Origin of the sequence: Bacteroides sp. MSB163, assembly GCF_036416795.1 — a bacterium.
GTDB lineage: Bacteria > Bacteroidota > Bacteroidia > Bacteroidales > Bacteroidaceae > Bacteroides > Bacteroides maternus.
Map to the genome: position 1 here is coordinate 1,092,042 of NZ_CP143867.1, position 11,647 is coordinate 1,103,688.

Sequence of the window (11,647 nt, forward strand, 5' to 3'; positions counted from 1 at the left end):
CACCTCACTAACCAGCAAAAGACCCAATCTTCATCACCTCTTCCTCAAAATTATCACGGCAAAGAGAGCGATTCTTCAATTTGGAGCGGTAGGTATAAATAGTAGTAATGGAATAACGCAGGAAACCTGCAATCTTGGCACTGTCCGTAATTCCCAGGCGAATTAAGGCGAATATACGAAGTTCTGTTGTCAGCCGTTCATCCTGTTTAGGAATAATTCTTTCTTCTTCCGGTAACAGCTCATTAAAGCGTTTCACGAAATCAGGGAAAATACTAAGGAATGAATTATCAAAGTTCTGATAGAATTCTTTCAGCTCCTCATCGATGAAACGGGACGATTTCAACGTTTTGTAGAGTTCCTCCACCTTTCCCGAAGCAGCCTGTTTGTTAAGCATCCGGCGGTATCCCTCCAACTTGTCAATGTATGTGGAACACAATCCCATAAACCGACCGACATACTCCTCTTTAATATGATTAGCCTCCGTCAACGAGTTATTCGTTTCGTGCTGTCTCTGATTTACTTCGATTAATCTTTCATTCAGAAGTTTCAGCTCTTCATTCATAGCCAGCAAATCCTGTCGCGCACGGGCCAGCTTCTTCACCTGACGAATTACATACCAGACCGCACATGCCAGAAACAGCGTCAGTAAACTGGTAACAACCAGGAAGATCTGTAACACCTGCTGATGCTTCTGTTTCTCCACCTGATAGGCATGGTCTATGACCGGGAGCATCCTTGAAGCCTGCACATTCCGAAGACGGGCATTGTAGAAATTGGCATCTTCCATACTGCGCTTCATATAAACATCCGCCCGTTGCAATTGTCCCTCTTCATATAACAGTTCCGCCAATGCACGCAAGGAATTATTCTCTTTCACCACACCACGAATATCGGCAATTGCACTCTTTATCAAATATTCTTTTTGCTTTTCCCGCTGTCCCGTACTCTGATAGATAAAAGCTAGAATAGAGGTCACCACTGCATAGTCCCGTGTATCCGGTGAAAGCTTTTGCTGATAGGCTTCCAACATTTCAATGGCTTCCTCTCCTCTTCCTTGTTGCAGAAGTTCGGGAGTATAAGCTATGACATACTGATAAGACCCTTCTTCTACCATCTGCAATACAGAGTCGCGGTAGGTATACAGGTTATTCAGATATTCGATCTGATATTCGTCGTCCATCGCATACTCTGCATGATAGAGATAAATATCCTCAAAAGTGATGTAATATTCAATGAGTTGTTCTCTGGAAAGTTGCTTGCTATCTATAGACTTCAACAAGGCCACGCCTTCTGCATACAGACCTGTCTTTCCCAGGATGCTTGCCTTCTTCAGTTTGGCTTCATCCAGCCAGTCTTGATTGTTGTGCTGAAGGGCAATCTCGATATTGCGATTGATATAATGTCTTGCTGAATCGCAAATATACGCTTCATATTCATCAAAAAGTTGTTGATTGATTTGGTATTCCTCGGAAGGAGAAGTACTCTTACGAGTCCGGAAATATTCTTTGATCTGATCAATGCGTTTCAGCCTGGCTTGCTCGTATTGAGTGGTGTTCTCAATTGTCCTGTCCAGAACCACCAGTAAAGAATCTATTTTCTCCTGCGCTTGCAGAAGGCAACAGAACAGCAAAGAAATTACAAAAAGCAGGTACCGGTCTTTCATGCTTACAAACGTTTACGAACAGGACAAAGATATAAAATCCTACTATAATAACCATCTTACCGGTTCGTTTTTAATAAATCGCCTCAACTTTGAAGAGTATATATACATAAAAGGGACGCTGCATCTCGCGGCGTCCCATCTATCTTAGTTAGTTTTTATAAGAATTTGAGAGAATTGAAACTTCACAGCCTCAATTTGTTGTTTTAATAAAGCACACTAACTATATTTATGTTTAAAGCAAATGAAAATGTTATTCTTAAAAGCAAATGAAAACGTTACTTCTTCAGTTCCACCTTCTTGTCTACCCGTTGCAGACTATCCAGAATCTGTTGTTCATGGGTAATCGTCACGTCTCCCGAGAGAGCTACCGAAGGTGTGGTAATTTGTTTGCCTATCGTATCGGCTGCGGCCACTTCTTTTACATCACTATAGAATGAATGCTGCATCACATTCCCTAATGAAAGTACCACTGCCACTACTGCGGCGGCCTTGAACAGCGGAACGAAACGTGCGGTAAGCGTCAAGCGTTTTGCCTTTACCACCGGAGTCTCCACTTCTGCAAGCACGCGGGCGTCGAAATCTGCTCCCAGCCCCACTTCTTGTTGCAGTTGCTGATATACGAACAAGTCTTTGTAGCGAAGCAAATGCTCCGGAACGTCGCTTCCGTTAAAGAAAGCACGCAACTGCGCTTCTTCCTCAAGGGAAGTCTCACACTGCCAGTAACGTTCTAAAAGTTGTTCTATATATTTACAGTCCATAACCATCTATATCTAAATACCGTTGTTTTACTTTTTGCCTCGCCCTGAAGAGGTTCACTTTTACCTGTTCCTCCGTCAAATGCAGGACGACCGCAATTTCTTTATAACTCTTACCCTCTATATCCCGAAGCTGCATGATCAGCCTTTGTTTATCGGGAAGTTCATTGACCAGACGATGGATGAGTGTCATTTGCTCTTTATCCACCAAGTGATCGTAAGGGTTGGATGCTCCGGAAGTCTGTTCCATTTCAGGTGTCAGTTCCACGGTCTGAGCGTCTTTTCTTTCGCTACGGTCTATTGCCAGGTTCTTTCCCACTGTCAGGCAATAAGCCTCGATAGAACCGAATTGCGTCCACTCATCACGTTTGTTCCAGACTCTTATCAGTGTTTCCTGCACAACGTCTTCTGCCTCTGCTCTGTCGAAAGTAATCCGGAGAGCCAACCGAAAGAGTTTGTCTTTCAGAGGGAGAATGTCATTCCGAAAACTGATTTCTTGCATCTCTATTAATAATGACGGTTAAGTATATGGAAAGTTACAGTTGATCACCACTTTTTTTGAATTATTTTTTGATGCGGGTTCCACTATTCTCGTTAATTGCTGACGCTAAGGTAATTACCACTTCAGTTACTCCCGCATTCAAAGCTTCAAAAGAATTCTCCAGCTTAGGTATCATACCTCCTTGGATAACACCGTCCGCTACGTATTGTTTGAATTCGGCAGGAGTGATCTGGGGTATCACGCTATCGTCATCGTTCTCGTCACGAAGCACACCCTTCTTCTCAAAACAGAATACCAATGTCACATCGAACAAAGCGGCAAGGGCTTTTGCAGTCTCTCCTGCAATCGTATCGGCATTTGTATTCAACAGATTGCCTGCACCGTCGTGCGTCAGCGGAGCCATTACGGGCACTACTCCTTTATGGATCAAATCACCCAGAAACTCTGCATTCACTTGCTTTACATCACCCACAAAGCCATAGTCAACGTCTTTCACCGGGCGCTTTACGGAACGGATTACATCCATATCCGCGCCTGTCAATCCCAGTGCATTGACACCACGCGCCTGAAGTCCGGCTACAATATTCTTGTTCACCAGCCCGCCGTACACCATCGTCACTACTTTCAGCGTTTCGGCATCCGTGATACGACGCCCGTTTACCATCTGGCTTTCAATGCCCAGTCGGGCAGCCAATTTTGTGGCCGAACGGCCACCTCCGTGTACCAAGACTTTGTAGCCCTCGATAGCTGCAAAGTCATCCAACAACTTATGGAGGGTAGCTTCTTCCTCCACGATTTTGCCACCCACCTTTATTACTGTCAGTTTTTCTCTCATATTCTTATTCCAAATAAGTATATCCGTACAGACCGGAACGATAATTGGAAAGGAATTCTTTTCCTTCTTCCAACGAAATACGTCCCTCTTTTACTGATTGAGTCACCCAAGTCTCCAGTGTACGCACCAGTTTCTTAGGACTATATTGAACATAGTCAAGCACTTCCGCTACAGTTTCGCCATCAATCACTTGTTCGATGGTATATCCTTTCTCATTAACAGATACATGCACAGCATTCGTATCACCGAAAAGATTATGCATATCACCCAGAATCTCCTGATAGGCACCTACCAGGAACACACCCATATAATAAGGTTCCTTACTCTTTAAAGAATGAGTGGGCAGATAGTGTGCCACATTCTTAGTCGAGATAAAGTTAGCGATCTTTCCATCCGAGTCACAAGTGATGTCCTGCAAGGTTGCCGCACGGTCGGGACGTTCGTCCAGACGCTGAATGGGCATAATCGGGAATATCTGGTCGATGGCCCAGGAATCCGGCAAGGACTGGAACAGCGAGAAGTTACAGAAATATTTATCCGCCAACAGTTTCGGCAATCCGCGAAGTTCATCGGGAGCATGCTTCAAGCCGCCTGCAATCTGGTTCACCTCACGCATAACAGACCAGTAAAGACGCTCAATCTGCGCACGTGTTTTCAAATCCACGATTCCATGACTGAACAAGTCGAGCGCTTCTTCACGAATTTGCTGTGCATCGTGCCAGGCTTCCAGCATCTTATTTTGATTCAATGTGTCCCAGATGCCATAAAGTTCCTGCACCAGTTCATGGTCTTCCTCAGTTACTTCTTCATCATCGTCCCATTCGGGCAAAGTGGTGGTTTCCAACACTTCAAAAATAAGCACGGAATGATGGGCAGTCAGTGCACGTCCACTTTCCGTAATAATATTGGGATGGGGAATATCATTTTTATCACTGGCATCCACCAAAGTGGAAATAGAGTCATTCACATATTCCTGAATGGAATAATTGACGCTGCTTTCGCTGCTAGACGAGCGTGTTCCATCGTAGTCTACGCCCAAGCCACCACCGATATCTACGAATTCTACTTTGAATCCCATAGAGTGAAGCTGCACATAGAATTGAGACGCTTCGCGCAAGGCTGTCTTAATGCGACGGATTTTTGTCACCTGGCTTCCGATATGGAAATGTATCAATTTCAGACAATCTTTCAGTCCTTTTGAGTCTAAAAAGTCGAGTGCTTCGAGCAATTCACTGGAACTGAGTCCGAACTTGCTTGCATCACCGCCTGAATCTTCCCATTTGCCGCTTCCTGAAGAAGCCAGCTTGATACGAATACCAATGTTAGGCATAACATTCAACTGCTTCGCCATCTTGGCTATCAGCTTTAGCTCGTTCATTTTTTCTACTACAAGAAAAATGCGTTTTCCCATCTTCTGGGCAAGCAAAGCCAACTCTATATAGCTCTCATCCTTATAGCCGTTGCAGATAATCAACGAGTCAGAATCTGAGTTAATAGCAATCACGGCATGAAGTTCAGGCTTCGACCCGGCTTCCAACCCGAGATTGAATTTCTTTCCATGGCTGATAATCTCTTCAACCACAGGGCGCATCTGATTAACCTTGATAGGATAGATGATAAAGTTCTGCGCTTTATAGCCGTATTCCTCAGCGGCCTGCCTAAAACATGAAGAAGTCTTCTCAATCCGGTTGTCCAGAATATCGGGAAAACGTATCAGCATAGGAGCCGCCACGTCTCGCAATTGCAACTCATCCACCAATTCTTTCAAATCGACGCCGACACCGTTTTTACGAGGTGTCACCACTACATGACCTTTGTCATTGATACCAAAGTACGAAGTGCCCCAACCTGTAATGTTGTAAAGCTCTTCTGAATCTTCAATACGCCATTTTCTCATTTTTTGTAACTCAGATGTTTGTTGTTTGATTTTAATAGGGCGACAAAAATACGATAATTCTCGATATTTATTGCGTTTTCCTCCTAAAATTACACATTTACAAGCGGTTAAATGCCCAGCAAGTTACGTAATTGCTGCACAGAGTCCGCAATTTGCCGACGGCTTTCCAACTGTCCGGCATCAAAACGGTACCTTGCCTTGCCATAGTGCGGCGCACGTTTTTCCAAGGCTTCTACAATAAAAGCTCGCAAGTCTTCGTCCGTTTTCCCTTGCAGAATGGGACGCTGCTGTGTAGCCACTCGCAGCCGGCGGAACAAAACGTCAGGATGAACATCCAGAAAAACGGTCTGTCCGTGTTCGTTCATATACTCCATGTTATCGAAGAAGCAAGGAGTGCCGCCTCCGGTCGAAATAATGACGTTTTCAAACTCAGCCACTTCATGCAGCATGGTTCGTTCCAGTTCACGAAAAGAGGCCTCTCCCCGCTCGGTGAACAGCTCACGTATGGATTTGTGAAGACGTTCTTCGATATACCAGTCCAGATCTATGAACGGTATATTCAGTTCGCGGGCAAAAGCCTTTCCTAAAGTTGTTTTACCGGCTCCCATGTAGCCGGTTAAAAAAATACGTATCATAAGCGCTTACCTTTGCGTACAAAGGTAAGCAATTCTATTCTGAGAGATTTACTATCAGATAAAAATTTTAATGCGTTCGCTCAAATCATCAAATTCTTTCCCGCCCGGTTCGGCAACAGGAGTACCGAAAGGCATCTGTGCAATCAACTGCCAGGTTTCGGGAAGATGCCATGTGCTGCGTACATCTTCGTCAATCAACGGGTTATAGTGTTGCAGGGAAGCGCCCAGGCCTTTATCTTCGAGCATAGTCCAGATGGCCAGCTGATGCATGGCAGAGGTATGTTGCGACCACGTCGGGAAATTCTCACGATAAGTAGGGAATTGTTTTTGCAGTCCTTCCACAATGGAGCGGTCTTCAAAGAAAAGTATCGTGCCATATCCGCAAGAGAACGAGGTATCGATCTTCTTCTCCGACTGGCGATATTGTTCTTCGGACAGGCGTTCTTCCAACTGATCCTTCACTATTCTCCATAATTTCTGATGTTCGTCCCCCAGCAACAACACAATACGCGTAGTCTGCGAGTTAAATGCCGAAGGCACATGCTTTACTGCTGTACGGATGATGTGTACAATTTCCTCGTCCTGAACCGGAGAGTCGTTACTGATGGAATAATAGCTGCGGCGATGTTCCAATGCCTCAGCAAATGTCCGTTCTCTGATCATATTTAATCCTTTCTTTTCGTAATTATCACTTTTGTCTTATATAGTGGAACAAGTGAAAGGCTGAAGTTGTTCGAAGTTGTAGAATATATTTGTACCTTTGCACCCAATTATGAATAAAGAGAAGTTTTACGTTGTATGGTCAGGCGTCAATCCGGGCATTTATCCTTCCTGGACGGACTGTCAGTTACAAATCAAAGGCTACGAAGGAGCGAAATACAAGTCGTTCGAGACGCGCGAAGAAGCGGAAAAAGCCTTTGGATCTTCTCCGTATGAGTATATCAAGCGCTCCTCTCCGGCTGCTCCCGCCCAGAAGAAAGATGTGAATGCCCCTCTTCCTTCTTCTGTCGTAGAGAATAGCCTCGCCGTAGACGCTGCCTGTAGCGGTAATCCCGGAGCTATGGAATATCGCGGTGTACACGTAGCCAGCCGACAAGAAATATTCCATTTCGGACCGGTATATGGCACAAACAACATCGGTGAGTTTCTTGCTATCGTCCACGGACTCGCCCTGTTGAAACAGAAAGGCTTCGATATGCCCATCTACAGCGACAGTGTGAATGCCATCAGCTGGATAAAACAGAAAAAATGCAAGACAAAACTGCCACGTGAACCCAAAACAGAAGAGCTATTCAAGCTGATAGAGCGCGCCGAAAAGTGGCTGCGCGAAAACACCTACACCACCAAAATCATGAAGTGGGAAACTAAACAGTGGGGAGAAATAGCTGCCGATTTCGGAAGAAAATAAGCCTTTCCATTCCCCTTTCTTCTATTCATTAAGGTCAACAAAACAAGCTTCGGTATCCGTTCCCAACAGAGGAAACGAGCGTTTCCACGAAGAGATACGAGCATTCTGTAGTGTACTGAATAAGTTGACACTTCAAAAATCGAAAATAAAGATGAAATATTCGAAAAAGAAGTACAACTATTACAGTGATGATGAACGAATGTCTTATATTCGTGAGTATTTATCAAGTCCCGAGAGCAAATCTCAGTTTTGTAAGCGTAACGGCTTTTGTGCCAAGCTTCTTACTTATTGGCTTAACAAGTATCAAATGGAAGACAAAGCTATGGGTATATCACCTAAACCGGTAAATAGCGATGCTATTGATTCTAGTATTTCTGAGCTCCAGAAAGAACTATCGCTATTGCGTGCTGAGAACCGTAAACTTCATCGGGCTCTTGCTGATGAGAGTTTACGTCATGAGGCGTGCGAAGAACTCATCAATCTTGCTGAATCCACGTATCATATCAAGGTACGAAAAAACTCCGATGCCAAGTAATCGACACCTTGTCACAGAGGCACTCAACCCGACGCAAACATGGTTGTATAAAGTTCCTCTGTGATTACTTCGGCATAACCCGACAAGGTTATTACAAGCATGTGAACCGGCATTTGGAGGTTGATATCCTTACCACAAGCATCGTGTTGTACTGCAAGGAACTGTTGGAACTCATGCCCAAAGCTGGTATGCGCGAGTTATACGCCTGCTGCGTGAGTAAGTTTGGACCAAAGATGGTTATCGGTCGTGATCGTTGTTATGACATTTTTCGTTCCAATGGTTTGTGTCAACGTACAAGTCGCAAGCGTCCTAAAACAACGAATTCGAACCATAATTACTATATCTACCCCGATCTGTTGAATGTTACACCCAAATTTGTCGCTACGCGATTGGGCGCTATGGTAGTGGCGGATATAACCTACGTAAACACCGGTCAGGGCTGGGCTTACCTCTCGTTGCTTACCGATGCGGCAAGTCGTGCCATCGTTGGATATGCGCTTTACAAAACTCTTGAGACGGAGGGGCCCTTGAAAGCTTTGGAGATGGCAATATCATTCTATGAGAAGTATCACATAGACATGAGCACTCTTATTCATCATTCCGACCGGGGTGTCCAATATTGCTCAAATAAATATGTAGAGAGGCTTAAAGAGCATCAAATCAACATCAGTATGACGCAGTGTGGTGATCCTTTGCATAATGCATTGGCTGAAAGAATGAACAACACCATTAAAAACGGTTGGCTATTCGACTGTGATGATGAGAGCTTCGAGCAAGTAAGCAAGCGCATTGAAGATGCTGTATATGTATATAATCATGTGCGGCCTCATCAAGGGATAAACATGAGGACACCTATGGAAGTGCTCAGAGAAACGGTAGGATTTACAGCATAATACCCGCTCGTCGGGACGGGGGGGGGCCCGCCCCTTGCCGCTAGGGCGATCCCCGACCGAAGAGTTCTTGTTTGTTGGCAACATTACATTTTCCTGAAGAAGGCTTGCGTAAATAAAGGAAGATGCATAAATTTGCAAGCACCAACAAAAGACAACTAAAATAGGAATAAGAAAAACAAAAGTAAACCTCTTTAGATATTAAAGTATATTGAGTAAACTAATCCAGTTATAACAAACGAAGTTGTCAACTAAAACCAGTACACATCATTCCCATTAAGAGAAACGACAGTTCCCATTAAGAGATACGAGCGTTCCCATTAAGGGAAACGATAATTCCCATTAAGGGAAACGTTCGTTTCCAAGTGCAGGAACGCAAGTTCCCTAGCACCAGATAGTCGTAAAACACTGTATTCCAACAAGATGTTAGTTTATATTATAAAGAAAGGAGTAGCCCTAATGTCGTTGCAATCACCTATCGCCCCCCAAATAAAGAAAAGTAAAAAAGCCGGTGTAGGCAAACCAATTGCCTACACCTACCTACACCGTTACCTACACCACATAACATACTATGAATGAAAATCTTACCCTCCCGGGTGTAGGTAGTGTAGGTAAAACTGACAAAAACTTATAGTTGTATCAGTTCTGTTTAAGACAGAGACTGCATATCATTCAAACGCTTATAGTATCCATTCTTTTCCAACAAAGCCTCGTGCCTGCCGCGTTCCACAATTTCTCCTTCATAGAGTACGCAGATTTCATCTGCATTTTTAATAGTAGAAAGACGGTGGGCAATAGCAATTGTAGTACGGGTTTTCATCAAACGCTCCAAAGCTTCCTGCACCAGACGTTCGGATTCCGTATCGAGAGCAGAAGTAGCCTCATCAAGAATAAGAATAGGCGGATTCTTCAAAATAGCGCGGGCAATACTGATACGCTGGCGCTGTCCTCCGGAAAGCTTGCCACCACGATCACCGATATTTGTGTTGTATCCATGCTCTGTCTCCATAATGAAATCGTGCGCATTGGCAATCTTCGCCGCCTCCATTACCTGCTCCAGTGTGGCGTTTTCCACACCAAATGCTATGTTATTAAAGAATGTATCATTAAACAGGATCGCTTCCTGATTTACATTTCCTATCAGGCCACGCAAATCATGAATACGGAAATTCTTGGTACTAACGCCATCAATCATGATTTCACCGAAATGTATGTCATGGTAACGCGGAAGCAAATCTACCAGCGTAGATTTCCCCGACCCGGACTGCCCAACCAATGCAATCGTCTGTCCCTTCGGAACAACAAGATTGATATGCTTCAAAACTTCCCTCTTCCCATCATAACTGAAAGAAACATCCTTAAACTCGATTTGCCGATTCATGCCATGCAAAGGAAGCGGGTTTACGGGTTCCTTAATAGGATTCTCAGCCTTCAGAATCTTATCCACACGTTCCATGGAGGCCAGACCTTTCGGAATGTTGTATCCTGCTTTTGCAAAATCCTTCAACGGATTTATGATGCTATACAGAATAACCATATAGAAAATGAACGTCGGGGCTTCCAGCGAAGAATGCTCATCACCCAGAATCAACATACCGCCGAACCAAAGCACCAATACAATCAAAAGCGTTCCCAGGAACTCACTCATCGGATGAGCCAACGCCTGACGAACGGCCACTTTATTGGTCGCATCACGCAGTTCATTACTACATCTGGTAAAGCGATCCACCATTTTATCTTCTGCAATAAAGGCTTTAATGATACGCAAGCCACCCAGAGTTTCTTCCAGCTGTGACATGGTGTCACTCCATTTACCCTGCGCTTCCAAAGACTGGCGTTTCAGCTTCTTGCCGACCTTCCCCATCAACCAGCCCATTCCGGGAAGTACTACGATGGTGAACAGGGTCAACTGCCAACTGGTTATAATCAGTGTTGTAAAATAGAACAGAATCAAAATCGGATTTTTCAGCAACATATCCAGCGAACTGGTAATGGAGTTTTCTATTTCTCCCACATCACCACTCATACGGGCAATAATATCCCCTTTCCGTTCCTGAGAGAAGAAGCCAAGCGGCAAGTGCATTACTTTAGAATAAACCATGATACGTATATCACGAACAACTCCCGTACGCAAAGGAATCATTACCGCAGAAGAACCGAAGTAGCAGGAAGTTTTCAGCATCGTCATGAGAGCAAGGAAAAGCCCCATAAACAGAAGCGTCATTATCGGGCCATGCACCTCTATCAACCGAGTAACATAGTAATAGAAGTTATTTATTGCTACATCTTTCAAATCATCGCTGCCCCACTCCATATAATGGTATACTTTCTCCCCGCTACCTGTCTTGAACAGGATATTCAGGATTGGAATCAACAAAGTGAATGAGAATACATTGAAAACAGCCGATAAAACATTGAGCACGATTGCCCATCCTATATACTTCTTATACGGCGACACAAAACGTCGCATCAATTGCAGGAATTCCTTCATTGCTTGGGATTTAACGAATTAAGGGTGCAAAGATAC

11 protein-coding genes are annotated in these 11,647 nt (G+C 44.2%); 3 read left to right on the plus strand and 8 right to left on the minus strand.

Annotated features, from left to right (window positions below):
* Positions 1 to 7: 7 nt before the first annotated feature.
* The 7 genes from VYM24_RS03740 to VYM24_RS03770 form a co-directional block, all read right to left on the minus strand.
* Positions 8 to 1,663: a DUF6377 domain-containing protein gene (locus VYM24_RS03740; RefSeq protein ID WP_330941489.1), complete on the minus strand. Its 1,656-nt coding sequence runs from the start codon at positions 1,661 to 1,663 to the stop codon at positions 8 to 10.
* Between the two features lie 275 nt (positions 1,664 to 1,938).
* Entirely contained in the window at positions 1,939 to 2,421 is a 483-nt protein-coding gene (locus tag VYM24_RS03745) for a hypothetical protein (protein ID WP_217716168.1), read from the minus strand.
* On the minus strand, positions 2,411 to 2,920 hold the full coding sequence (locus VYM24_RS03750; RefSeq protein ID WP_291550889.1) for an RNA polymerase sigma factor: 510 nt from the start codon (positions 2,918 to 2,920) through the stop codon (positions 2,411 to 2,413). Before VYM24_RS03750 ends, VYM24_RS03745 begins: the two co-directional genes overlap by 11 nt.
* Before the next feature lie 61 nt (positions 2,921 to 2,981).
* Complete coding sequence (gene argB, locus VYM24_RS03755) at positions 2,982 to 3,755, minus strand: acetylglutamate kinase (RefSeq protein ID WP_224320904.1); 774 nt, start codon at positions 3,753 to 3,755, stop codon at positions 2,982 to 2,984.
* A 4-nt stretch (positions 3,756 to 3,759) separates the two neighbouring features.
* A complete protein-coding gene (gene speA / locus VYM24_RS03760) occupies positions 3,760 to 5,652 on the minus strand; it encodes a biosynthetic arginine decarboxylase (protein WP_224320905.1) in 1,893 nt (630 codons plus the stop codon).
* A gap of 107 nt (positions 5,653 to 5,759) precedes the next feature.
* Complete coding sequence (locus VYM24_RS03765; RefSeq protein WP_217716165.1) at positions 5,760 to 6,287, minus strand: shikimate kinase; 528 nt, start codon at positions 6,285 to 6,287, stop codon at positions 5,760 to 5,762.
* 54 nt (positions 6,288 to 6,341) lie between these two features.
* A complete protein-coding gene (locus VYM24_RS03770; RefSeq protein ID WP_217716164.1) occupies positions 6,342 to 6,950 on the minus strand; it encodes a nitroreductase family protein in 609 nt (202 codons plus the stop codon).
* A 109-nt stretch (positions 6,951 to 7,059) separates the two neighbouring features.
* Between VYM24_RS03770 and VYM24_RS03775 the strand changes: the two genes are divergently transcribed.
* From VYM24_RS03775 to VYM24_RS03785, 3 genes are all read left to right on the plus strand, one after another.
* Positions 7,060 to 7,695, plus strand: a complete 636-nt coding sequence (locus VYM24_RS03775; RefSeq protein WP_330941490.1) for a ribonuclease H family protein — start codon at positions 7,060 to 7,062, stop codon at positions 7,693 to 7,695.
* A 151-nt stretch (positions 7,696 to 7,846) separates the two neighbouring features.
* Entirely contained in the window at positions 7,847 to 8,230 is a 384-nt protein-coding gene (locus VYM24_RS03780) for a transposase (protein WP_224320807.1), read from the plus strand.
* An 8-nt stretch (positions 8,231 to 8,238) separates the two neighbouring features.
* The gene (locus VYM24_RS03785) at positions 8,239 to 9,123 is read left to right on the plus strand and encodes an IS3 family transposase (RefSeq protein ID WP_330941491.1); all 885 of its coding nucleotides are present in this window, start codon (positions 8,239 to 8,241) and stop codon (positions 9,121 to 9,123) included.
* Between the two features lie 646 nt (positions 9,124 to 9,769).
* Here the strand turns inward: VYM24_RS03785 and VYM24_RS03790 are convergent.
* Positions 9,770 to 11,611 (minus strand): ABC transporter ATP-binding protein, encoded by a 1,842-nt coding sequence (locus VYM24_RS03790; protein WP_299091988.1) that lies wholly within the window; start codon positions 11,609 to 11,611, stop codon positions 9,770 to 9,772.
* Positions 11,612 to 11,647 lie beyond the last annotated feature (36 nt).

Bases quoted from the DNA above. Each gene is read 5' to 3' on its own strand.
- VYM24_RS03745 (WP_217716168.1), bottom strand. From the start codon at position 2,421: ATGGACTGTAAATATATAGAACAACTTTTAGAACGTTACTGGCAGTGT.
- argB (WP_224320904.1), bottom strand. From the start codon at position 3,755: ATGAGAGAAAAACTGACAGTAATAAAGGTGGGTGGCAAAATCGTGGAG.
- VYM24_RS03775 (WP_330941490.1), top strand. From the start codon at position 7,060: ATGAATAAAGAGAAGTTTTACGTTGTATGGTCAGGCGTCAATCCGGGC.
- VYM24_RS03765 (WP_217716165.1), bottom strand. From the start codon at position 6,287: ATGATACGTATTTTTTTAACCGGCTACATGGGAGCCGGTAAAACAACT.
- VYM24_RS03780 (WP_224320807.1), top strand. From the start codon at position 7,847: ATGAAATATTCGAAAAAGAAGTACAACTATTACAGTGATGATGAACGA.
- speA (WP_224320905.1), bottom strand. From the start codon at position 5,652: ATGAGAAAATGGCGTATTGAAGATTCAGAAGAGCTTTACAACATTACA.
- VYM24_RS03770 (WP_217716164.1), bottom strand. From the start codon at position 6,950: ATGATCAGAGAACGGACATTTGCTGAGGCATTGGAACATCGCCGCAGC.
- VYM24_RS03790 (WP_299091988.1), bottom strand. From the start codon at position 11,611: ATGAAGGAATTCCTGCAATTGATGCGACGTTTTGTGTCGCCGTATAAG.
- VYM24_RS03740 (WP_330941489.1), bottom strand. From the start codon at position 1,663: ATGAAAGACCGGTACCTGCTTTTTGTAATTTCTTTGCTGTTCTGTTGC.
- VYM24_RS03750 (WP_291550889.1), bottom strand. From the start codon at position 2,920: ATGCAAGAAATCAGTTTTCGGAATGACATTCTCCCTCTGAAAGACAAA.